Raw genomic sequence first — 23,932 nt, 5'->3', positions numbered from 1 at the left:
TTTAGTTACAAACGGGAGATTTCTTTAATGTATTGATGGATATCTAAAAACTGCGTGTTCAAAGTACTTGTAATTTTTTCATTCGAGTACTTTTTCTTGGAATAGGATGCTTTTGCGGTAGCTTTTGTCAATTTTCTTTCTTGCTGGAAAACAACAGAGAGTATCCAGTCTATCCTCCACAAAATTTTCATTAACAATGGGTTTGCGTGAATGCTGGGTTTTTTTACTGCTAAGGAATCGGCGATGGCGTTTAATAAATTCTGAAAAACAATATTTTCAGCTATAAGGATAAATCGCTGGTTATGGATTTCACTTTTCATTAATTGTATTGCAATTCGAACGACATCGGTCACGGCAACAAAACCAAAATTTCCCATAGTGTAAAATGACAATCCTTTTTTTACTTTTGTAAAAAGAACTCCGCTTCCTTGTTCCCAAAAGCCAGGACCGAGAATAATTCCAGGATTTACTATGATGACTTTTAATCCTTCTTGTTGGCCGCGCCATATTTCCATTTCAGCGCCATATTTAGATATAGCATAGTCGCTATGCGGTTTTTCGGGATTCCACTCGGTTTCTTCAGTGATGAATTTTTCGTGTGGTGCTAAATCACCAAGTGCGGCAACAGAGCTTACAAAGCAGAGTTTCTGTATGGAGTTGGCAATACAAAAATTGACAATATTTGCGGTTCCTTCAATGTTCGTTTTTCGAATTAGATCTTCGTCTTTTGGATCAAAAGAAATCATAGCGGCACAATGGTATACGTAATCGATTCCCATAAAAGCCTTTTCTAATGAAGGAATGTCAGTTATATCAGCCTGAAACCATTCGACAGCATCGAATAGCTCCGGCTTCTGGTATAAACTAAACAGGTTTTTTGTCTTTTCTATACTTTTTGCATTTCGATAAATGGCACGCACTTTTTCATTCCCGATACTTCGGGATTCGATCAAATGAAACAATAAATGTGCGCCTACTAAACCGGTTCCTCCTGTGACTAAAATCATGCTACGAAAATACGAATAATTTTTTTTCGAATAACCGAATAAACAAATAACCTAATCCGCAATAAATTTTATCTTTGTGCACAGGAAGCCTTAAAGGCTGAACTGACGAAAGTAAATTGATTAAAAAGATGAAGAATTTTATTGAAGAAGTAACTTGGAGAGGAATGCTCCACGATGTTATGCCCGGCACAGAAGAACATTTGATGGAACAAATGCGTGTGGCGTATGTGGGGATTGACCCAACTGCCGATTCATTGCATATAGGACATTTAGTTGGCGTTATGTTATTGAAACATTTTCAACTATCAGGACATAAACCATTAGCGTTAGTGGGTGGTGCAACAGGAATGATCGGTGATCCGTCAGGAAAATCGAATGAAAGAAATTTATTGGACGAACCAACATTGCGTCACAATCAGGAAGCTATAAAAGGACAATTGTCCCGTTTTTTGGATTTTACTTCCGATGCAGCTAACGCGGCAGAATTAGTGAATAATTACGACTGGATGAAGAACTTTTCTTTTCTGGATTTCATTCGTGATGTAGGTAAACATATTACGGTTAATTATATGATGGCAAAAGATTCTGTGAAGAAACGTTTGTCCTCAGAAGCTGCGGAAGGAATGTCTTTCACGGAGTTTACCTACCAATTGGTTCAAGGATATGACTTTTTGCATTTGTACAGAGAAAAGAATTGTACGCTGCAAATGGGCGGAAGCGACCAATGGGGGAATATCACCACAGGAACTGAATTGGTACGTAGAATTGCCAGTGGAAAAGCATACGCATTGACTTGTCCGTTGATTACAAAAGCGGATGGGACTAAATTTGGAAAATCTGAAGGTGGGAATATTTGGTTGGATTCGGCTAGAACTTCTCCGTATAAATTTTACCAATATTGGTTGAATACTTCGGATGTTGATGCTGAAAAATATATTAAGATTTTTACTTTTTTATCTAAAGAAGAAATTGAAGTTTTAACCGAAAAACATAGAGAAGTACCGCATTTACGTTTGTTGCAAAAACGTTTAGCCGAAGAAACTACGGTAATGGTACATTCAGCAGAAGATTTAGAAAATGCGATAAAAGCATCGAATATTTTGTTTGGAAATTCGACTTCAGATGATTTGAAACAATTAGACGAAGCAACTTTCTTAGATGTTTTTGATGGTGTTCCTCAGGCGGAAATCAGCAGAAATGAAATCGAAGCAGGAATAAATATTGTTGATGTTTTAAACGAAAAAACAGGTTTTATGAAATCGAATGGTGAAGCAAGACGTGCTTTGACAGCTAATTCTATTTCAGTAAATAAAGAAAAAGTTGCCGAAGATTTTGTGCTTTCGACCAAAGATTTAATCAATAATCAGTTTGTTTTGTTACAAAGTGGTAAGAAAAATTATTTTGTGGTGAGAGTGGTTTAACCGCAAAGTTCATAAAGATAATCGCAAAGTTCGCAAGGTTTCTTGCGGACTTTTTTATTCTTTAAAATTGATTTTCATTTTATTGGATTGGACCCACCCTTTGATAATGCTTTTGTCTTCAATTATTTTTTTAAAATCTTCAGATGCTACTCTTTCTTTGAATTCTTCTTTCATTAGATTTACCGATAAATCAAAATAATGAGTTTCTTTTTCGTCTAAATAATATTCATTATCAAAGTATTCAGAATATCTGTTTTTGTCCCAGTCTAAGGTTATTGAGAAATTTTTAATTTCTTTAGGGCCTAATTTGATAATACTATTAAGTATATTTTGACTTATTTCTTTTTTTCTTTTTTCGATGTAATCATAAACATTGGTTCTTGCGTCATTTTTGGACTGTGCACTTTTAGAATCGATGTCTTTTTTTATCTTTTCAAATTTTTCTTTGGCTGTTTTGGTATTAAAAATGCTTACTGTATTAATGATTTCGTCACCTTGGTATAATCTATAAGCTGGAGAATAAGACATAGAACTCGTTGCATTTGGTCTAATATTGTTTGTATTTAAAATAAATGAAATAGGATTATTGGTAAGGTTTTGAAGGTGGTAAATTATTGTAAATTTTCTTTGATTTGGAGTTGAATCATTATAGACAATTGAATCAATAATAATTGCCAAAGAAGTGTCTTGGGCAAAACTAGAAATAGAAAAAAAGAACAATATGAAGCAGATTTTACGCATAGTTTTGTTAAGTTTTTTTATGGTCTACTTTCTTTTAAGTAAAGACTTGATTGGTTTAAAGCACCATCAAATTACAACCTCGGATATCAGAATTATCAAAACGTCCCAATACCTCGAAAGAGTTGTTGGGATTTTTTTTGCCTAAATCTTGCGTAGCAATAAACGAACAAGAATTAATGTTAGCCAGATCGATTACGTTGATTCCGCCCGTTTTTCCGTCTTGAATGTAGGTCAAAGCATCTTCTGTGTCCCGTACGAGGATTTGCATCCAAGAAGGGCATTCAAATACGCCTTCACCAAGAGAATAAGCTTGCGAAAGTAATTCGGTCATTCCGTATTCTGAATGTATGGCTGAAACGCCAAATCCTTTGCACAATTGGTCATGCAGTTCTTCGCGAATCATTTCTTTGCGTTTTCCTTTCATGCCGCCCGTTTCCATAATTATGGTATGTTTTAATTGAAACTGGTGTTTTTCAATTAAATCCAATAAAGCAAAAGTAACGCCAATCAAAATGACATTTTGTCCTGATTGGTCTAAAGCAATGAGTTTAGCAATGAGTTCATCATGATTGTGCAGATAGAAGCCACTCTCTGGATGATTTGACAATTTAATCAAATCTTCAACCATGTAAATCAGTGAAGAACCTTCTCTCTCCAGATAGGATGGGAGTAAAGCCAAAACAGCGTAATCTTCTATGTTGCCATAAAATTGAGAGAATCCTTTGCGATAACTTTCTTCGTAAATGGAAGTATCAGTGACCAAATGTTTACTGGTTATCATTCCTGTGGTTCCGCTACTTGTAAATGTAGCCTGAATCGGATTTGTATTAGAAACCACAGAATGACTTTTGAAAAACTGAATAGGCAAAAACGGAATCTGCTGTAAAGATTTTACTTTGTGAGGATCAGTTTTTAAAAAATCACAAAATTCCTGATATACTAAGTTGTTTTCATATTGAAAACGAAACGTCTGTAAAGCTGCTTTTTCAAATTGTTTTTGAGACGAAATGGCAAATATATCGGTAGTTGGGATCAAGATTTTTTTTTACAAAAGTAATTAAAAAATTGGTGGAGTTCTTACAAACATGAAGCGGGAGAAATGTTTTTTCATAAAAAAAGCCCCAAGATTAATTGGAGCTTTTGATTTTTTGTTTAAAGGATTATCTTACGATTAATTTTCTTGTGGCCGTAGCTTCCTCCTCGTTAATTTTTATGATGTAAACACCGGGAGAAAGATTGGAAACATTTAATTCTCTGGAGCTTAGCATTGTTTGAAGTACTTTTTTTCCTAATATATCAAAAATAATCACCTCTTTATCAGAATCATTTTTTGATGTAATGTACACTTTGCCATTACTCACAGGATTTGGGTACAAACTTAAACCTTCAATTGAGGTAGTTTCTTGCGTCCTTGGTTGCTGTTTGATTTCCTGAGCGGTGAGGCTCAAGGAAAAGAAAAAGGCCAATAAAGTAATAATATAAAAGTAGTTTTTTTTCATTAGTTCTGATTGTTATTAGTAAAGATATAAAAAATATTTCAAATACTATACCAAAAAAAACACCTTTCAAAAGAAAGGTGTTTAGTAAATGCATTTATGGGTTTTTTAATAAAAACTATTTTATCAAAGTAGCACCACCAACAGTTGCCCATGCACCGGCAGTCAATGAAGCTCCTGTAGCAGTAGTAGTTGCTGTAAAATTCCCAACTGGAAAACTAACTACGATGGCAGACGTAGCTCCTACAGGTACAGTTTGTGTAGTTGAAGAGATTGTTACATTAGTTAATTTTATTTTAGATCCAACAACTTGATTTGTGTTTGTAGTAGCATCTTGAATTTTTACTGCAGCACCTTTGTAAACGGTGGTTCCTTCAGTGTAATCTCCGTATCCAGAGATAATGATGTTACTGTAATCTCCATTTCCTTCTTTTTTGAATTGGAAAGCATCTACTTGAACATCACCAGCAACTTCTGGTACACATCCAGCTTCTCTTTTTAAAGTGATATTAGTAACTTTTGGAAAGAATGCATTATTGTTGTTTGAACACTCAATTTCCATTCCGAAATTTCCTTTACCTGTTTGGTAAGCATACCAGTTAGAGTTGTTTTGACCTTGCCATCCGTCTTGCCAGTCAAAAGCATCATCATAGTTACCATAAGAAATAGCGTTTGTCATACTTACTGTTCCTCCAAAAAATTCATATCCATCATCAGCACCTTTGTAAGAAACTAAGTGGTCTAATGTTGTTCCTGAACCTACTGAATAGAATGTAAATCCATTATTTTCTTTTGTTCCATCTGCTAGTTTTGCTCCAGCATATTCAACTCTTGCGTAGTTCAATGAACCTCCGTTGTGAGTTGCATTTGTTCCTCCGTAAGGTAATGCATTTCCATCTTCTGAAGTAGAAGTAGTCACACCACCAATTGCTTTTATTGGCGCATCACCGTACATGATGATTCCTCCCCAAGAACCTGGAGTTGCAGATGCTTCTGTAAATACAACTGGTTTATCAGCTGTGCCGTTAATATTTAATTTTCCTCCATTCAAAACAACTAATGCGTTGTCTCCTGTGGTTTTGTTTGCTGTAATTGTTGAACCTGCATCGAAAGTTACTGTAACTCCTGAAGCAATTTTAACAATACCTTTTAAAGTGTAATTTCCGTATGCAAAAGTTTTATTTGCAGTTATTGTACCTGTGATTTCGCCAGTTGCTGCTGGTGTAACAGGAGTTGGATCATCACTGCTAGTGCAAGAATTTAGAAATAACCCTGTAGCAAGTGCTAAAGCAAAAAATTTAGTTTTCATAATAGTTGTATTATTTATTGTTTTTATTTTTGTCAAAATTATAAGATTACTTCGTAAAGAGTGTTAGGGGAATATTACAATACAGTTACCAAAAAAACACCAAAATGTGAAGCGAATGTTAAGGGTGTTACGGAAGTTTTAAGCATAAAAAAAGCCCTAAATAAATAGGGCCTTGTTGATAGGAGGATTTATTAGATATTAAAAAGTGTATCCTAAATTAACGGAGAACCCTCTTCCTTTTTTATAGCTATTTGTTATGTTTGACTGTTCCATAATAGAAGAAGTTCCATTATTTCCTTGTTCGGATTTGCGTATCGGATCAAGTAGATTGTCAGCACTAAATTTCAGGTCAAAATGATTTGATAATTTGCTGCTCCAAATGAAATCCAATTGTTGAACCGGTAGCTCATAAATATGATCTAATCCTCCAGTTCCTACTGCGTAAATTCTTTTTCCAAATACAGAATATACTAATGAAACTGTATTACTCCAAGATTCGCTTAAGTCAAATTGGTATTTTAAATCAGAGTTGATTAACCATTTTGAGGCTCCTTGAAGTTCTCTATTTTTGAAAGTTTCAATAGATGTTGTTACATTGCCTTCACTATCAGTAGTCGTTGGTTTTACGTCTACTTTTGTATGCATTAAAGAAGTATTAAACCCAAAAGAGAAATCAGATAAGCTTTTGTTGATTCTTTCAAAGTCAAAGATAAATTCGATTTCAGCTCCGTATAAAACCGCATTGTCAGAATTTAAGTAAGTGGTAATAGTTGAATTTGCTGCATTAGAAATGAATGTTCTTTCGATAGGCTGGTCGATTTTTTTACCGAATAATCCTAGTACAAAAACTTCTTTTGATGATGGGAATAATTCATATTTTAAATCAACATTATAATTATTACTGTTTTTCAAAAATGGATTCCCTTTCGTTGAAGTTCCGTCAGCATTGATGTATTCAATAGGATAAGATTCCATTACAACTGGTCTTGTGTATGTTTTTCCGGTTGCAAAACGAAGGTTTGATTTTTCATTCAAACCATATTTCACATTTAAAGCAGGTAAAACATACAAGTTGTCGTATTTTAAAGTTTTAAATGGATCTGAGAATGAACCTTGAGTTCTGTACTTTGTTTCTCTCATGGTACTTTCTAAACGAATTCCCCCGTTTAGTTCCCATTTTTCTCCAAACTTATAAAGTAAGTTAGCATAACCGGCATTAGCAGTTTCCTTTAATTTTGCCTGATAAGTAGCATTAGAACTTTCTCTAAAGCTAACCGCATTTGAGGCTATGTAACTATTTAATTGAGCGTCTACGGAATTCAAAGATGTTGTAAAACTATTTGGTGCACTATTGTTTATTGGGGTAACAAAGCGGTAAGATGAGGTCATGTCAGACATGTTTCCATTGTAACCGGCAGTGAAAATATTATTTTTTTCTGTTTTACCAAATTTTAAACTGTATTCTCCTAATCCTGAAAAATAAGAATCACCAGAAATATCTAGATACTGTTTGATGAAATTATTTCCTGCAACAGAAACTATTATATCATCCGTTCCTGATTTTGTTCCTGAAAAGAACTTTCTGTCCGGTTGTGCATATTTAGTGATAGCATAAGAAACAGCCGCTTTTACATTTTGAGTTTTGTCTTCGTTCAATGCATACTCTCCCAATAACTGATTGTTTAAATAATTAGATTCGTCTAATTGATTGGTTCTGATTAAAGTGTTGTTGTTGCTAGAGTTCGAATCCGCCACGCCAAATTGATCTTTAACTAAGTTTTCAGTAGTTCTGATGAAAAGAGTATTGTAAGAAAGTTTTAATCTATCAGTTGTGTAATTCAATCCAACCAAAGAAGATAGGGATGTTTTGTATCTGTATTCTGTATTATCAAAATCATTTCTGTATGTAAAGCCGGAAGGATTATTTGTGAAAGTTCTTTCTACTCCGTTCCTTATCGAATAATTATTGTCAAAATTGATAGAAAGTAAGTAAGAAAAAGTTTTGTCATCATTCAGGTTGAATTTCTCTGAGTGAAGAAAGCCAATACTTGAATTCAAAGGACTGTTGATTTTTGAAACATCAAATCCACTTTTAAAAGATCTCAAAGATTCATCTGCAGTAAGAGTGTAGCTTGAAGGAGCATTTCCTAAAAGTGCTGGAAGTTTTCTGTCAGTTCCGGTCAAGCCAAAGAATCCTTTGGTAGAATTAGCGTCTTTAGAAATTAAGAACTTTTCTAAGTTGTTATTTACTGTGTACCCAACTCCAACATTTAATTTGGTTATGCTTTTTGAACCTTTAGAAGTTTGGATATTAAAAGTTCCTCCTGCAAAATCGCCGTAAATATTGGGATTAAATGTTTTGTACACTTCAATAACACCTACAATATCAGTAGAAAACAAGTCTAATGGAATGATTTTTTTGAAAGGATTGTTTGTTGGAGCAGCAAGATCATTTATCAATAAGTTATTGTATCGGTCTTCCAATCCACGCACAAATAAGCCTCTTGAACCTACTTTAGTAATTCCTGTTATTTTGGTAAGTCCTTCTTCCACATCGCTAACTCCTTTACGAGCCATTTCTTGGGCACCAATACTTTGTTTAATTACTACTGCTTTCTTTTGTTCAAGTAATAAGACTGTTTCTTTTTCTCTGCTGAAATTAGATTTTATTACGACATCTTCCAGTTTGTAACTTCCTGAACCAAGCGCTTGATTTATAGTTGCGGTTTCGTTTGCAACCACAGTTACCGGAACATCTACGGATTCATAACCTACGAAACTGAATTGCACAGTATAATTCCCAGGTGCAATAGCAATGGTGTATTTACCATCAATGTCAGTATTGGCTCCTATATTAGTTCCTTTTATAAGTACGTTTGCAAAAGGTAATGATTGATTGTTAGCGTCTTTATCTGTTAGTATTCCAGCAACGCTACCTTTGTTCTGTGAAAAAGAAACGGTTGTAATTAATAATGCTATAAACAATATTCTAAATTTCATTTTAGTGTGTTTTAATTTTATGCAAAGTAATGGCCGTTTTGTAAAGTGAAAGTTACTTGGCTATTACCATTTAGTTTCGTGAATATTAATAAATCGTTAACATATTAAATTACGGTTAATGTGATTTTTAAACGGTTCTTTTATTGCTATATTTACAATCGGAATTGAAAATCACTGAGCATTTCAGGCGTAAATTCTATCAGATTAATATAATTTTTCTATTTATGAAAAAAAGAAACACGAAGATTCTATTAGTAGATGATGAACCGGATATTTTGGAAATTGTCGGGTACAATCTTACTCAGGAAGGATATCAGATATTTACCGCAGCAAACGGAAAAGAAGCTATTGTAAAGGCTAAGAAAGAATTACCTGATCTAATTATCATGGATGTAATGATGCCAGAGATGGACGGAATGGAAGCCTGTGAAAACATTAGAAAAATCCCGGAACTGAATAATGTGATTATTACTTTCCTAACAGCAAGAAGCGAAGATTATTCTCAAGTTGCCGGTTTTGATGCCGGTGCCGATGATTATATTACGAAACCAATCAAGCCAAAACTATTAGTAAGTAAAGTAAAAGCATTGTTAAGACGCTTAAAAGAGCAAGAGCAAAATAGTGAAACGCTTAATGTAGGTGGGATCGAAATAAATCGTGAAGAATATAAAATAAGAAAAGACGATGTTGAAATAGCTTTACCTAGAAAAGAATTTGAATTGTTTTATTTATTGGCTTCAAAGCCTGGAAAAGTATTCAAAAGAGACGAAATTCTAGACAAAGTTTGGGGAAATGAAGTTGTTGTTGGCGGAAGAACAATAGATGTCCATATTAGAAAATTACGAGAAAAAATTGGAGAAGATTTTTTTAAAACTATAAAAGGAGTTGGTTATAAATTTGAAGTGTAATCAGACGTACATTTTTATAAGAATAACAAAATGCAAAATCAAATTGCTGTGACGGCGAGATGTAAAATCAATGAAAATAAATTTTAAAAAAACCTATAAATTTGCCATAAAATCAGCTTTATTCATTAGCCTTTTTGCTGCTGGATTTGCTGTGATAATGGTGTCATTATTCTTTGGCTCGAAAGGTAATGATTTACTATTGTTTGGATTTGTTTGTCTTTTCATCATTTATTTATTTTCTTTTCTAGTTTTGCAATATAGGGTTGAACGGTTTATTTACAGACGAGTAAAAAAAATATACGACGATGTATCTTTATTGGAATCCAGTTCGTTTATAAATCAGCCCATTACTACTGATATGGAAACCTTAACCCGAGAAGTTAAGAAATTTGCCACGGACAAAAAATTGGAAATAGAAATGTTGCAGGTTCGAGAAGAATATCGAAGAGAATTTCTTGGTAATGTTTCTCATGAATTGAAAACGCCTTTATTCACTGTGCAAGGTTATTTATCTACGCTTATCGATGGTGCGATGGATGATAAAACAGTTCGTAAAAAATATTTAAAACGTGCCGAGAAAGGAGTAGAGCGATTAATCTACATCGTCGAAGATTTAGATATGATTACAAAATTGGAGTCTGGTGATTTGAATCTCGAGTTTTCTGAATTTGATATTGTTGAATTAGTGCAAAATGTTTTCGATTTATTGGAAATGAAAGCAGATAAAAAGAAAATCACATTGGCCTTTGAAAATTATCATATACAACCTATTCTAGTGCATGGAGATAAAGATAAGATTCAGCAGGTTGTCGAGAACTTAATTGTAAACTCCATAAAATACGGAAAAGAAGGCGGCCTTACTGAAGTTGCTATTGTCAATTTGACAAAGAAAAAGGTCTTAGTTCGAATAACGGATAATGGTGAAGGAATAGAAAAACAAAATATCCCAAGGCTTTTTGAACGTTTTTACAGAGTAAATAAAAGCGGCTCCCGTGCAGAAGGAGGTTCAGGGCTAGGGTTAGCAATTGTGAAGCACATAATAGAAGCGCACAAGGAGAAAATATATGTAGAGAGTGAGTTTGGCATTGGGTCTGAGTTTTCCTTTACAATCGAGAAAGCCAGATTAAGAAAGCCAGAACTGAATCTCGAACAAATTTATAATAAAAGTCTTAGTATCAATAAGTTAAATAAAAAGTAAATATTAAAATTAACATGAGTAAATCTTACAAAAAAGATTGAAAACCTTTACTAAACAATAATTTATCATCAACATAATATTGTGTTAACATTCGCTTAACATAACAGGTTCACCTTTGCAAAAAAATTAATCATATAACAACGATGAAAAAAATTTTATTTGCAGTTTTAGTTATGACTTCAGTGTTGGCTAATGCACAAGATGTCAAGAGTGATACAATTAAAGCAGTAGCTGTTGATTCTTTAGAAACAATGAGTGTTGATTCCGTTAAAACGGTAACAATAGAATCTTTGAAAGAATCTGTAGATGAGCATTCTATGAAATTTTCAGGTTTGGATGAAAGACTGGCTACGATGGATAGTGATTTGGGAAAATTAACCAAAATTAAATTTTCTGGATACATCCAAGCGCAATACGAGATGTATAATTATCAAGACAATATTGGACCAGGGCCTTCTACTACTGCTGTGCCTATAAAAAACACTTTTTTTATCAGAAGAGCACGTGTAAAATTAACATATGAGCCAGTTACTGGTGCGGTATTTGTTATTCAACCGGATTATGCATTTGATAAAGTTACTTTAAGAGATGCTTATGTTCAGTTAAATGATAAATGGCTGCAAACATTTAAGTTGTTTTTAGGACAATTCAACAGAACGAGTTACGAAGTGGAGTTTTCTTCACGCTCAAGAGAATTGTTAGAAAGAAGCAGAATGTCTGGAATTTTGTACCCGCAAGAGAGAGACTTGGGAGCAAAAATTGAAATGGATTTAGAAACCAAATATGAGATCCCATTTAAATTTCAGTTAGCTGTTTTTAACGGAAATTATGGAGAAGGTTCTTTGACAAATAATCTTAGAGATGTCGATAATAAGAAAGATGTAATGATGAGAGGAGTTTATTCTTTCAAGTTTCCATCAGAAGGTTTGGGAATTGATATAGGAGCTCATACTTACTTAGGTAACACTGCAGTTTTACAGGCTGGAACTTTTAGCGATGTAAATAATAAAAATTTCACGGCTAAAGTTGGGGATAGTTTTCAAAAAAGATGGTTCGGTGGTGAGATGAGAGTTTATTATGATTTTCTTGGAGGAATGTCTCTTAAAGGAGAATATATTTCTGGAAAGATATCAGGCGAAAAATCAACTACAGCGTTGCCTGTAGCAAATAGCAATCCTAGTTTTAATTTTAATGGGATTAGAGATTTTTCAGGATACTATGCTACTTTGGTAAAAAATATTGGAAAGAGCAATCAAATTGCAGTTCGATATGACAGTTGGGATCCAAACAGACATCTAGCAGGAGATGCGGTGACTATTAAAGAAGATTTGAAATACAATAACTGGTCATTTTCTTGGCAATACTTTTACGATGATAATGTAAAAATCGTTGCTGGTTATAGTTTACCAATTAATGAAAAAAGTACCACAGTGGGTGGCGATTATATAAAAGACAAATTAGATAACACGTTTACAATTAGAATTCAAGCTGGATTTTAATTCAATAGATTAGACTTTAAAACACAAAATAAAATAAAATGAAAACAACAAAAATTAAATTAGTAGCTGTTCTATTAGTTGTTATAGCAATAGGATTTTCTTTTACATCATTGAATAAAATAACAGTTAAAGGGTCTGATACCATGGTTATTTTGTCACAAAAATGGGCTGAGGTGTATATGCAAAAACATCCAGGAACAACGATTCAAGTAACAGGTGGTGGTTCAGGTGTAGGTATTGCTGCATTGATTAATGGCTCAACAGATATCGCAAATTCTAGTCGTCCTATGAAATCATCTGAGGTAGATAAATTAAAATCAAGATATAGTACTTTAGGTGTTGAGATTCCGTGTGCAAAAGATGGATTGTCTGTTTATTTAAACAAAGCGAATGGAGTTTCGGAACTAACAGTAAAACAAATTGGTCAAATTTTTGCCGGAAAAATTACAAACTGGAAACAAGTAGGTGGTATAGATGCAAATATTAGATTATATGGTAGAGAAAGTAGTTCAGGTACGTTTGCTTTTTTCAAAGACAATGTGGTAAAAACAGATTACTCTCCAAGTTGTCAAACATTGCCAGGAACTGCAGCTATTGTAAATGCAGTTAAGAAAGACAAATTAGGAATAGGTTACGGTGGTGCTGCTTACGCTGAAGGTGTAAAAGATTGTAAAGTAAAAAAAGACGATAAAAGTCCAGGTATTGCACCAACTGCAGAAACTATCAAGAACAAAACGTATCCAATTACAAGATATTTATACATGTATTTGAAATCAAGACCAACAGGTGAAACTAAAGCGTTTATCGATTGGATCTTAAGTGCAGAAGGTCAAAAAATCATTACATCAGTAGGTTATTTTCCTGTAAAATAATTAAGGCTTTTAGTATCCCTTACTGGTTTTTCCAGTGAGGGATACTTTTGTATTTTAAAACCTAAATAGATTTAATGTTTACCCTAGTAATAGAAAATTATGAAAACAAGTAAATTAAAAATTGTAACGATCTTATTGGCCGTTATGGTAATAGGATGTACTTCTAGCGAATCGAAAAAGGTAACTGTAAAAGGTTCAGATACCATGGTGATCTTATCTCAAAAATGGGCTGAGGCATTTATGAAAAAAAATCCTAAAACTACAATTCAGGTAACTGGAGGAGGTTCTGGTGTAGGTATTGCGGCATTGATCAATGGTTCAACGGATATTGCAAATGCAAGTCGCCCTATGAAACCATCTGAAGTAGATCAATTAAAGGAAAAATATAAAACTAGTGGTTTAGAAATTGCTTGCGCCAAGGATGGTTTGTCCGTTTTTCTAAATAAAGAAAATCCCGTAGCAGAACTTACACTAGCGCAGCTAAGCGATATTTTTTCTGGCAGAATTACGAATTGGAAAGAGGTAGGTGGTGACGATGAAAAAATCCAATTGTACGGTAGAGAAAGCAGTTCTGGTACTTTTGAGTTTTTTAAAGAGCATGTAGTAAAAACAGACTTTTCAAAAACATGTCAAACTTTGCCGGGTACAGCTGCAATTGTAAATGCAGTTAAAAAGGACAAATACAGTATTGGATACGGCGGTGCTGCTTATGCAGAAGGGGTAAAAGATTGTAAAATTAAAGTAGACGCTAAAAGTGCAGGAATTTTGCCAACTGCTGAAACTATAAAAGATAAAACCTACCCAATTTCAAGATATTTATATATGTATTTGAAGTCGCAACCAACAGGAGAAGCTAAAGCTTTTATCGATTGGATATTGAGTCCAGAAGGACAAAAAATGGTGGAAGAAGTAGGGTATTATCCTTTAAAATAATATTAGCTTTTGTCGCATTCACAGTTTTTGGGTGAGTGTTTTTTAATAAATAACTTATGAATTCTTAAATAAAATAAATGAATTCCGAATTTCCAAATAAGCAAAATTTCACTAAAGAAAGCCTGAAAAAACAATTTAGACTTTCTGAGTTTCTAGCTGAAAAAATTATCTCATCGGTTGCTTTTTTATCGATAGCTATCATTGTTCTTATTTTTGTTTTTGTTTTTAAAGAGTCACTGCCTATTTTTAATTTTGGTACATCCGAGAAGGCAAAAACCGAAATGGAGGCAGCTCCTGATTCAGGTGCAAAACCAGAGTCTTATGGTTCAGAACCAACGGAGGAATTAAAACCTGAAACATACGGTTCAGAACCAGTAGCAAACGAAGAGTTGAAACCGGAAACATATGGTTCAGAACCTGTGACCAATGAAGACCTGAAGCCTGAAACTTACGGTTCAGAACCTGTGACTAATGAGGATTTAAAACCAGAAACATACGGTGATGTAAAAGCGGAGCCAACTGTTGCAGCCTCTTCAGATGAAATGAAAGAAGTAGTAGGAAGTAATAATGAAGGTGCAGATAAAACATGGAGCACTTTTTTTACTACAGAATGGGTGCCCGTTTCTGAACATCCCAGATTTGGTTTAATAGCATTATTAATAGGAACTTTAAAAGTGACGATAATCGCTATGTTGATTGCCGGACCTATTGCAATATTAGCGGCGATTTATACTTCTTGTTTTGCATCAAAAAGAGCCAAAGAAATCATTAAGCCTATCATTGAGATGCTGGCGGCGTTTCCATCAGTTGTTATTGGTTTTTTTGCATTGATGGTTTTAGCGACATTCTTTCAAGATGTTTTTGGATATGAGTCAAGATTAAATGCTTTCATTGGGGGAGTTGCTATGGCCTTGGCTGCAATTCCTATTATATATACCATATCAGAAGATGCACTTTCAGCAATACCCAAAACATTTACTGAGGCAAGTTTAGCACTGGGAGCCAGCAAATGGCAAACTGCTTTTTTTGTGATTTTACCTGCTGCTACGCCGGGGATTTTTGCCGCATTACTTTTAGGAGTTGGTCGGGTTTTTGGAGAAACGATGATTGCACTTATGGCAACCGGTAATGCTGCACTATTGTCAGCAAATCCTTTTGAGAGTGTGCGTACTTTTGCTGCGACTATTGGTTCAGAAATGGCGGAGACAGTTTTTGGAGAAACCCATTACAGTGTCTTGTTTTTCATCGGATCATTACTTTTCATCTTTTCGTTTGCATTAAATGCCGTTGCAGAGTTTTATGTAAAAGGTAAATTAATCAAAAAATTTCAAGGTAAATAATCATGAATACAGTTATCAACGAAACAGAAAACCACTTTTTTTCAAACAAAAAAAAGGGTGTAGATGTAAAAGGAAAATTCATTATTGGGATTACTCAAATTGCAGTGCTCTTGATTATAGCCGTTCTTTTTATTATTTTAGGTATTATTATTTATGAAGGTCGTGAAAAATTTTCATGGGAATTTATCAGCTCGTTCCCTACAAATGGAATGACGGAAGGAGGAATATTTCCTGCTTTGATTGGTACTTTTATATTGGTTATTGTAATGTCAATTGCAGCTGTTCCTTTTGGTACTATAACGGCTATTTATTTAACGGAATACGCTAAAGAAAACTCGAAAATTGCAGCTGCGGTCCGATTCTCTATTCGAACATTAGCCGTTGTGCCTTCAATTATTTTTGGTTTATTTGGACTTGGATTTTTTATTCAGTTTGTTGGTGGAGGAATAGATAAGACGTTTAATGCAGGACAATTGCATTGGGGACAACCCAATATTCTTTGGGCAAGTCTTACTATGGCATTACTTACGCTGCCTGTGATTATTGTTTCTGTTGAAGAAGCATTGAAAACAATCCCTCGTGAGTTGCGTGAGGCAAGTTTAGCTTTAGGAGCAACAAAGTGGCAAACCATTAAAAATGTAGTGCTTCCAGGGTCTATTTCTGGAATTATGACTGGGACAATTCTGGCAGTAAGCAGAGGTGCAGGAGAGGTAGCTCCTATCTTATTTACTGGAGCGGCTTATTATTTAGCTACTTTGCCGGAATCTTTGAGTGATCAGTTTATGAATTTGGGATACCATATTTATATTATGTCAACTCAATCTTCAGATGTCGAAAAAACAATGCCTATTCAGTTTGCTACAACACTAGTATTGTTAATCCTTACCTTATCATTAAACTTAGTAGCCGTAATTATTAGATCCAGAATTAGAAGAAGAGCGAAATAATTTGAAATCTGACTAATAAATTATACTTTAGATATAACATAAAGAAACATGAAAGATATAAAAATACACGTTAATGATTTATCATTATACTATGGGGAAAAAAAGGCATTAAAGGAAATTTCGATGCAAATTCCGGCTAATAAAGTAACAGCTCTAATTGGTCCTTCCGGATGTGGTAAATCGACATTTTTAAGATGTATCAATAGAATGAATGACCTTATTCCTGATGTAAAAATTACTGGTGAAATGCTGGTTGAAGGAGTTGATATATATGACAAAAATGTAGATGTTGTTAATATTAGAAAAAAAATTGGAATGGTTTTTCAAAAATCAAATCCTTTTCCAAAATCTATCTATGAGAACATCGCTTACGGTCCAAAAATAAATGGAATAAAAAACAAAACAGAATTAGATGAAATAGTGGAAACTTCTTTACGAAAAGCTGCTATTTGGGACGAAATAAAAGACAGACTGGATGATTCTGCTTTGGGTCTTTCCGGTGGACAACAACAACGTTTGTGTATCGCAAGAACGTTGGCGGTTAGTCCGGATATTATTTTAATGGATGAGCCTGCAAGTGCGTTGGATCCAATTTCTACTTCAAAAATAGAGGAATTAGTTCATGAATTAAAAGAGCAGTACACTATAATTATTGTTACGCATAATATGCAACAAGCTGCAAGAACAAGTGATTATACCGCGTTCTTTTATCTGGGAGAGTTGATTGAAATGGGTAAAACTAATGCTATATTTACAAAACCAGAGCAAAAACAAACCGAAGATTATATCACAGGTAGATTTGGATAAAAAAATAATTTAAAAATTGTAAAAAGGAAAGATTTTTAAGGCCTAAAAAAGTCTTAAATGCAAATTCCGGAATCTTTAAATTCTTTAATCTTTTAATACTTAAATTGAGAAAAAAAATGGCGTCACACTTTGAAATAGAATTAGAAAAACTTAAAAATATAATTGAAAAAATTGGTGTTTTAGCAGAGAATCAAGTAAAAGAATCTGTAAAAGCTTTACTGTCAGAACCTGTTTCAGAAGGAAAAGAAGTAAAAAAAGTAGAAAATAAGATTGATAAATTAGATGTAAAAATCGATGAAATTTGTCAAAGTATTTTTGCCTTGCAACAGCCTGTTGCTTCTGACTTACGTTTTATTATGTCGGCAATGCAAATTAGTAATGAGATTGAACGTATAGGGGATTTGGCGATTAGCATTATAAAAAAATCCAAAAACATTAAAGATAAGCACGACTTAATTGTTAAGTTTAATATTGCGGATCTTGCCAGACAAGTGGAGATTGTTACCATTAAAACAAATGAATGTTTCTTGACTCGCAGTGAAAATACTATTGGAGAAATTTTTATTTTAAACAATACGATAAAAAATGATTGTGATGATGCGATTCACAATATAATCAACGAGATGAAGTCTAATTCTAAGACGGTTGTTTCAGGTACAAATCTGGTAATTGTTTTAAAACATTTAGAACGTATTTCAGAGCATTGTACTAATATTGCTGAATATGTTTATTTTATGATTAATGCTAAAATAATCAAACACGAAAAATTTGGTGAGAAGAAATCCGATAATTAATTGCTTCTGGTTAAACAACAATAAATGCAAATAAAAACACACTAACTACTGGCTTTTAAAGTAGTGTTAGTGTGTTTTTTGTTTAAAAGAGAAATGGTACAAAGGAGGCATTTGATACAATTAATAATCCTTTATTTCTCTTCAAAAACCTGAAATAATGATTTCCAATCTAACGTCGTTTCTATTTGTGGAAGTCCTTTGTACTGTCCTGTTTCAATGAGATGTTCTATTTTAAAATCGTTTTGTTCTACGTAAGGAACTAATCCTTCTTTTTTTAGCTTTTTGGCTAAATATTCCTGCTCGTATTGGCCGGGAGTAGGAATAAAAAAAGCTTTTTTGCCCAGTTTTGTCAAATCCATTATGGTCGTATAACCAGATCTACATAATACCAAATCACTTTCGTTAAATATTTGTTCTAGTTGTCGTGTATTCATGAAATTGTAATACGTGACATTTTCTATTTGCTCCTTTTTTTGAATCTTCTCTACAATGCCTTTTACAAAGATGACTTTTCCATCGTATCGTAAAATTTCTATTTTTAATTTTTCTTCCAATATTCCTCGTTGCGGTTCAGGACCCGAAAGGATTACCATTAGATCGTATTTTATTTCCGTGTCTTTTTTATGCAGGCGGCTTAAAGGTCCAATGTAAGTGGGATTTAAATTATTTTTAGGTAAATGTCCTAATTCGCCGGTTAAGTTTGGGTTTTTCTCAAAGTCAGGAACCCAGCAAGCGGTATACTTTTTTATAATATGCTGATGTAATTTACTAGTAATCCATGTCGTATTTCCGGTCATCACTTTCAACTGATGGGTAATAAAAACAGAAGGTATTTTTCTACTAAAAACGCCCAAACGATTATCAGATATAATTCCTTCAATACCATATTTCTTAATCCATTCTTTGACCAATTTTTTCTCGTTCCAAATCGCTTCCATCATTTTTGGAGAATTTTTCAATAGTTTCCATCTAAAATTCTTTGCATTTTTGGCATATTCAATATGATAGGACGGTAATTCAAGGAACTGTATATATGGAAATTCTTTTCGTAATATTTCTAAGGCAATCCCATCAGAAGCAATTATGGGGATGTAGTTATTCTCCTGTAAAGCCTTAATAATTGGAATACATCTCGTAGCATGTCCCAAACCCCAATTTAATGGTGCAATCAGAATCGTCTTATTGGTAACATCTAAATCCATATTTGGTAATTCTAATTGTTTTTTATTCTGAAAGATACATTAACTGGTTCGTTATTGATGTTTTCATTGTATTACCATACTATTAAATTATTATGCAATGTTTTAGTGGTTTGAACGTCACCGCTTATTATAAAGTCTTTTCTTGATAAAAAATTAGTGGTTTTTAATTACACTTTAACCATTAAATATCAAAATTCGGGAAGTTTTAAATGCCGAAAAAAGATTTCTTCGCAAATATGTTTGATGGTGAAATTTATAAAATATTTTGTAAGATCCTTCGAAATATAATTCTTTATTTTTTGAAGGAAATTCAACCAAATTTTTTTAGTCAGATTTTGCACTGTTATTTTTTTTGAATTTATTTCCTTTTTTTTTAACAAATACAACAACGGATGTCAATTTAAAAAGCGGTTTATCGGCATTTTTCTCTTTTTTTTCACAATTATTTCGATAACACTTAATAACAGGGTAGTTTTTTTTGAATATATTAGAAGCGAACATCTTACAATTTTTTTTTTATTGGAAACTAAAATGCACTTAATCTATGAAAAGCGTATTTAATCGAGTAATTAAAATTAAGCGAGGTTACGGTTTTTTGTTCCTACAAATTTATATATTTTGCAAACTGAATAAGGTAATTTTTGCTGCAACTATGTAGTCAGGTCTTGAATGTAAAAACACATGGAATTAATACTAATTTGTTGCAAAATATTATCTTTCTTTTTGATGCCTTTTGGTAGGATGCTACAAGGTATTTATTTAATGATAACATCTCCACTCAAAGCCAAGTTTGGCAAATCTCACCTATTTGTAATTTCAAGTTTTACTAAAGTTCTAAACTGGAATGAAATGGTTTTTTATAATTTCTCAGAAGCACAAAACAAAATGAGTGTTTCTTCTTTAGAGAGATATTCCATCCAGAAGGTTAGTTATTTTTATCTTCCTTGATTTGCGCTTATTTATTATAAACAAGCCCCTTATTTTTTTGATTTGTCCCCAAAAACTTCTTTCCGAAATACCACCTGCATGAAAACAAAATTCTCTATAACCAAAAGCATTTCTTTTCTTACACTACTTTTTATTCTGGCTTTCAACAATGTCAATGGGCAAACTCCAGGACTAATATATGAACCTGCAACAGGGGCTGGAATTACAGTGCTAGATCCTAATGGTGACGGTTTTACTTCTGCTACAACAGCTGGTTTTGCAACTGATGATCAGGCTCAAAGTGAAATTCCATATAAATCTTTAGTTTTTCCTATGGTGGAGCCTACAAGTGATCTCGGACCTGGTCCGGATTGCGGATTTACCGATTTTGTTGATCAGGGCGATGAAGATCCAGTCCAGGCGTATTTAAATGGGAATAATTGGCTTTTTAGAATGAGAATGGGGAAAACTGCACCCAATGCAAAAAGTTATAGTATTTTGATTGATACCGATGGCAAATTTGGTGGAACGGGGCCAAATAAGGATCCACAGTATTCAAGTTCTAATCCAGGTTTTGAAATTGAAATTGTGCTGGCTACCAAGTTTGGAGTTTTTGTTTATGATGTGAACAATATGAATTGTAGTCCGGTTATTTCGTATAATGACCCTTTAAATTTGCATTACCAGAAATCGATTGCACTTACAACAAATTGCGGCGATCCAGATTATTTTTATGATTTCTATGTGAATTTTAGCGATTTAGCATCCCAATTTTCAATAACCAATACAACTCCGGTTCGTATGGCTATTGTAGATAATATGGCCGCCAATAAATCTACCATATGTAATTTTAATTCTGCTTCGGATCTGGCAGGTATAGATGATGCCAGTTGTGGGAATAACCTAGAGAATTGCTTTGGAGATATTATTGATAACTACACTCCTTGTGCACCTGGTGTAATATGTCCAGATCGTTCGCTTTGCCCTGGAATCTCCAGTGTTAATATTGGAGCTACATCGGTATCTGGTACTTCAACAGAAGCTAATGGAACGGTGATAACCGTATATAAAGATGGGGTTTCTATCGGAACGACTGCGGTTAGTGCCGGGGTTTGGACCTTATCTGGAATAGCTCCTGCTCTTGCTTCAGGTCAAGTTATAAGTGCTACTGCAACTGCTCCTGGAAAAGGAGTCTCTATAGCTAATTGTAACCCAATTACCGTTGCTCCTAGCTGTACTTCGCAAACAAGTACAACAGTAACTATTTCTAAAATTTCAGGCGGTAAGGGATTTGACATTGTAAATAGTTTTCCAATAGGGACAATATTTACATGGTATAATTCAGATTTTACAGTAGCACAAATAGCAAGTGGCTTCGGAGGCAACATTCCAAATCCAGTGACAATTACTACCGCGAATCAATTGGTTTCTTTTGAATGTAAAACGGGGCAATGTTTTAATAGCGGGATGTATTATTTTACTTTCAAAGAGCCTAATAAATGTGTTTCCAGTTATCTTTCCTCATGTTTGTATGCTGTAAGTGGAACTACAGGCAACCCAAGTTTTACTTCAAGTACTATAACAACAGCTACAACTTCAATTTCTGGAACAGTAGCTTCGCCAGATAACGTATCAGGGATTGCAATTTATCTTAATTCAAATGGAACACAAATTGGAACTGCAACAACTACAACAGGTGGAAACTGGACTATAAGTGGTCTGTCTTTATCAAGCCGTGAATGCCAAACTTTATCTGTAACTGCAGTAGCTACTGGTAAATGTGTTTCTACAGGGGTCGTAAATGCTACTATAACTAGAAAGGCATATGCTCCTGTAATTAACGGACCAATTTGCTCTACTGTTGCCATTACTAGTGTTTCAGGGTCTTCAAATGAAGTTGCTGGGACAACAATTCAAGTATTTGAAAACGGAATATTAGAAGGTTCTACTACCGTTGCCGCAAACAGTACATGGTCCGTATCATCAGGGATCAGTATTGCTATAGGTAGTACAATTTCGGCAAAAGCGCTGGGAACATGCCTTTCATTAAGTGATGCTTCCAATTCTGTTTTGGTTGGTACGCTAACTACGAATGCGGTCACAATAACACCAAATCCAATAATAGAAAACACAACATCTGTTTCCGGTAAGGGGACAGCCGGAAATACGATTAAATTATACATCGATGGCTATCCGGTATTTCAGGATCTAGCAGAAACAATTTTAGCCACTGGGACCGTTGATGGTTCTGGAGACTGGACAATTTCTACGATTTTCAATAAATCATTATATGCTGGAGGAACCTTAACTGCAACTGCTACAAGTGGTACAAATTGTGAAGGGGTATTGTCTGATCCAACACCTATAGTTTGTTTGCTTCCGTTAAAAAATTTAACTGTAAATCCAGATAATACGACTGTTTGTTCAGGAAGCATTGTTGCAAATGTTCAAGTTGTATCTTCTCAAGCGGGCGTGATATACCAAATATTTAACAACACGCTTTCTGCTAATTCAGGATCTTCAGTTTTGGGAACAGGAGGAACCATAACTTTGAGTTCAGCCGTACTTACTGCAAATGCAACATTATCAGTAAGAGCTATAAAGACTCCTTTTGGTTCTTGTACAGAAACGCTTGATGAAACGGTAACCGTTACCGTAAATGCCGTTCCAAACTTGTCCTTAACAGTAGGTTCTGATGCCACTTCAATTTGCGGTAACACTTCGACAAATATTAGGGTAGCTCTTTCTCAGGTAGGTTTTAATTATCAATTAAGAAATAATTCTGATAACTCCAATGTTGGTTCTGTAATTGCAGGAATAGGGGGCACCATTAGTTTACCAACAGGAATACTTTCAACAACAACGACATTCAATATTACGGCTACAGGAATTGCGCCCTCCAATTGTACAGGGCAATTAACCGCTACTAAAACAATTAATGTGATAGCAGCACCTACAGTGGCAACATCTGCAAATAGTAGTAGAAATACTTTCTGTTCGGATGATGCGGGAACAATTAATTTAAGCGTGACTGGAGGTTCTGGCTCGTTAGTTACCTGGTTTACATCAAGTTGCGGCGGAACGGCCGTAGGAACAGGAAATCCTTTGATTATTGCCTCACCTGCTGTAACAACAACTTATTATGCGCGTTGGGAGGATGGATTATGTTATTCAGCATGCCAAGATGTTACGGTAACGGTAACGGCTCCGGCAAGTGCAGGGACGCTTTCTGGAACTCAAAGTATTTGCATCTCGGGGAACACCACATACAGTTCAACGGTAACAGGCGGTGCATTTACAAGTAGCGATACTTCAAAAGCGACAGTTCATCCATCAACTGGCGTAATAACAGGAGTTGCTTCAGGAACGGCCACCATCACGTATACCGTAACAGGAACGGGCGGATGTTCAGACGCAACGGCGACAAGAACGGTAACGGTAACGGCTCCAGCAAGTGCAGGAACGCTTTCGGGAACCCAAAACATTTGCATCTCTGGGAACACCACATACAGTTCAACGGTAACAGGCGGT

Annotated in this window: 18 protein-coding genes; 11 read left to right on the top strand and 7 right to left on the bottom strand. The window is 34.4% G+C overall.

Going from position 1 to position 23,932, the window contains the following annotated elements:
* Window positions 1-5: 5 nt before the first annotated feature.
* On the bottom strand, window positions 6-1,007 hold the full coding sequence (locus BUC23_RS09700) for an NAD-dependent epimerase/dehydratase family protein (protein ID WP_073208954.1): 1,002 nt from the start codon (window positions 1,005-1,007) through the stop codon (window positions 6-8).
* 128 nt (window positions 1,008-1,135) lie between these two features.
* Between BUC23_RS09700 and tyrS the strand changes: the two genes are divergently transcribed.
* Window positions 1,136-2,428, top strand: coding sequence for a tyrosine--tRNA ligase (tyrS, locus tag BUC23_RS09695; protein ID WP_073208952.1), 1,293 nt, complete (start codon window positions 1,136-1,138; stop codon window positions 2,426-2,428).
* A gap of 54 nt (window positions 2,429-2,482) precedes the next feature.
* Here the strand turns inward: tyrS and BUC23_RS09690 are convergent, their stop codons facing one another.
* From BUC23_RS09690 to BUC23_RS09670, 5 genes are all read right to left on the bottom strand, one after another.
* A complete protein-coding gene (locus BUC23_RS09690; RefSeq protein ID WP_139259823.1) occupies window positions 2,483-3,169 on the bottom strand; it encodes a hypothetical protein in 687 nt (228 codons plus the stop codon).
* Window positions 3,170-3,224: 55 nt separating this feature from the next.
* On the bottom strand, window positions 3,225-4,205 hold the full coding sequence (locus tag BUC23_RS09685; RefSeq protein ID WP_073208948.1) for a LuxE/PaaK family acyltransferase: 981 nt from the start codon (window positions 4,203-4,205) through the stop codon (window positions 3,225-3,227).
* 124 nt (window positions 4,206-4,329) lie between these two features.
* Window positions 4,330-4,668, bottom strand: a complete 339-nt coding sequence (locus BUC23_RS09680) for a T9SS type A sorting domain-containing protein (protein WP_073208939.1) — start codon at window positions 4,666-4,668, stop codon at window positions 4,330-4,332.
* Window positions 4,669-4,783: 115 nt separating this feature from the next.
* Complete coding sequence (locus BUC23_RS09675) at window positions 4,784-5,974, bottom strand: hypothetical protein (protein ID WP_073208937.1); 1,191 nt, start codon at window positions 5,972-5,974, stop codon at window positions 4,784-4,786.
* 198 nt (window positions 5,975-6,172) lie between these two features.
* Window positions 6,173-8,974, bottom strand: coding sequence for a TonB-dependent receptor (locus BUC23_RS09670; protein WP_073208935.1), 2,802 nt, complete (start codon window positions 8,972-8,974; stop codon window positions 6,173-6,175).
* A 224-nt stretch (window positions 8,975-9,198) separates the two neighbouring features.
* Between BUC23_RS09670 and BUC23_RS09665 the strand changes: the two genes are divergently transcribed.
* From BUC23_RS09665 to phoU, 9 genes are all read left to right on the top strand, one after another.
* Window positions 9,199-9,882, top strand: a complete 684-nt coding sequence (locus BUC23_RS09665) for a response regulator transcription factor (protein ID WP_073208933.1) — start codon at window positions 9,199-9,201, stop codon at window positions 9,880-9,882.
* Between the two features lie 70 nt (window positions 9,883-9,952).
* Window positions 9,953-11,080, top strand: coding sequence for a sensor histidine kinase (locus tag BUC23_RS09660; protein ID WP_073208931.1), 1,128 nt, complete (start codon window positions 9,953-9,955; stop codon window positions 11,078-11,080).
* 143 nt (window positions 11,081-11,223) lie between these two features.
* On the top strand, window positions 11,224-12,579 hold the full coding sequence (locus BUC23_RS09655) for a porin family protein (protein ID WP_073208929.1): 1,356 nt from the start codon (window positions 11,224-11,226) through the stop codon (window positions 12,577-12,579).
* A gap of 38 nt (window positions 12,580-12,617) precedes the next feature.
* Window positions 12,618-13,451 (top strand): phosphate ABC transporter substrate-binding protein, encoded by an 834-nt coding sequence (locus tag BUC23_RS09650; protein WP_073208927.1) that lies wholly within the window; start codon window positions 12,618-12,620, stop codon window positions 13,449-13,451.
* 99 nt (window positions 13,452-13,550) lie between these two features.
* Window positions 13,551-14,384, top strand: coding sequence for a phosphate ABC transporter substrate-binding protein (locus BUC23_RS09645; protein WP_073208926.1), 834 nt, complete (start codon window positions 13,551-13,553; stop codon window positions 14,382-14,384).
* 77 nt (window positions 14,385-14,461) lie between these two features.
* Window positions 14,462-15,724 (top strand): phosphate ABC transporter permease subunit PstC, encoded by a 1,263-nt coding sequence (gene pstC / locus BUC23_RS09640; RefSeq protein WP_073208924.1) that lies wholly within the window; start codon window positions 14,462-14,464, stop codon window positions 15,722-15,724.
* Window positions 15,725-15,726: 2 nt separating this feature from the next.
* Window positions 15,727-16,671, top strand: coding sequence for a phosphate ABC transporter permease PstA (gene pstA, locus BUC23_RS09635; protein ID WP_084538327.1), 945 nt, complete (start codon window positions 15,727-15,729; stop codon window positions 16,669-16,671).
* Window positions 16,672-16,719: 48 nt separating this feature from the next.
* On the top strand, window positions 16,720-17,478 hold the full coding sequence (gene pstB / locus BUC23_RS09630) for a phosphate ABC transporter ATP-binding protein PstB (protein WP_073208923.1): 759 nt from the start codon (window positions 16,720-16,722) through the stop codon (window positions 17,476-17,478).
* Between the two features lie 116 nt (window positions 17,479-17,594).
* On the top strand, window positions 17,595-18,272 hold the full coding sequence (phoU, locus tag BUC23_RS09625; protein WP_073208921.1) for a phosphate signaling complex protein PhoU: 678 nt from the start codon (window positions 17,595-17,597) through the stop codon (window positions 18,270-18,272).
* 131 nt (window positions 18,273-18,403) lie between these two features.
* Here the strand turns inward: phoU and BUC23_RS09620 are convergent, their stop codons facing one another.
* Window positions 18,404-19,474: a glycosyltransferase gene (locus tag BUC23_RS09620; RefSeq protein WP_073208919.1), complete on the bottom strand. Its 1,071-nt coding sequence runs from the start codon at window positions 19,472-19,474 to the stop codon at window positions 18,404-18,406.
* Window positions 19,475-20,500: 1,026 nt separating this feature from the next.
* Here BUC23_RS09620 and BUC23_RS09610 point away from each other — a divergent pair.
* On the top strand, window positions 20,501-23,932 hold a 3,432-nt coding region (locus BUC23_RS09610; RefSeq protein WP_139259821.1), incomplete at its 3' end, for an Ig-like domain-containing protein.

The sequence above is a fragment of the Flavobacterium xinjiangense genome, assembly GCF_900142885.1.
In the GTDB taxonomy this organism is placed as follows: Bacteria; Bacteroidota; Bacteroidia; order Flavobacteriales; family Flavobacteriaceae; genus Flavobacterium; species Flavobacterium xinjiangense.
This window is presented reverse-complemented; position numbering and strand designations above follow the sequence as displayed.

Excerpts from the sequence above, each read along its gene's own strand:
- phoU (WP_073208921.1), top strand. The coding sequence starts at position 17,595 with ATGGCGTCACACTTTGAAATAGAATTAGAAAAACTTAAAAATATAATT.
- BUC23_RS09655 (WP_073208929.1), top strand. The coding sequence starts at position 11,224 with ATGAAAAAAATTTTATTTGCAGTTTTAGTTATGACTTCAGTGTTGGCT.
- BUC23_RS09650 (WP_073208927.1), top strand. The coding sequence starts at position 12,618 with ATGAAAACAACAAAAATTAAATTAGTAGCTGTTCTATTAGTTGTTATA.
- BUC23_RS09680 (WP_073208939.1), bottom strand. The coding sequence starts at position 4,668 with ATGAAAAAAAACTACTTTTATATTATTACTTTATTGGCCTTTTTCTTT.
- tyrS (WP_073208952.1), top strand. The coding sequence starts at position 1,136 with ATGAAGAATTTTATTGAAGAAGTAACTTGGAGAGGAATGCTCCACGAT.
- BUC23_RS09620 (WP_073208919.1), bottom strand. The coding sequence starts at position 19,474 with ATGGATTTAGATGTTACCAATAAGACGATTCTGATTGCACCATTAAAT.
- BUC23_RS09645 (WP_073208926.1), top strand. The coding sequence starts at position 13,551 with ATGAAAACAAGTAAATTAAAAATTGTAACGATCTTATTGGCCGTTATG.
- BUC23_RS09675 (WP_073208937.1), bottom strand. The coding sequence starts at position 5,974 with ATGAAAACTAAATTTTTTGCTTTAGCACTTGCTACAGGGTTATTTCTA.
- pstB (WP_073208923.1), top strand. The coding sequence starts at position 16,720 with ATGAAAGATATAAAAATACACGTTAATGATTTATCATTATACTATGGG.
- BUC23_RS09670 (WP_073208935.1), bottom strand. The coding sequence starts at position 8,974 with ATGAAATTTAGAATATTGTTTATAGCATTATTAATTACAACCGTTTCT.
- BUC23_RS09700 (WP_073208954.1), bottom strand. The coding sequence starts at position 1,007 with ATGATTTTAGTCACAGGAGGAACCGGTTTAGTAGGCGCACATTTATTG.
- pstC (WP_073208924.1), top strand. The coding sequence starts at position 14,462 with ATGAATTCCGAATTTCCAAATAAGCAAAATTTCACTAAAGAAAGCCTG.
- BUC23_RS09660 (WP_073208931.1), top strand. The coding sequence starts at position 9,953 with ATGAAAATAAATTTTAAAAAAACCTATAAATTTGCCATAAAATCAGCT.
- pstA (WP_084538327.1), top strand. The coding sequence starts at position 15,727 with ATGAATACAGTTATCAACGAAACAGAAAACCACTTTTTTTCAAACAAA.
- BUC23_RS09690 (WP_139259823.1), bottom strand. The coding sequence starts at position 3,169 with ATGCGTAAAATCTGCTTCATATTGTTCTTTTTTTCTATTTCTAGTTTT.
- BUC23_RS09665 (WP_073208933.1), top strand. The coding sequence starts at position 9,199 with ATGAAAAAAAGAAACACGAAGATTCTATTAGTAGATGATGAACCGGAT.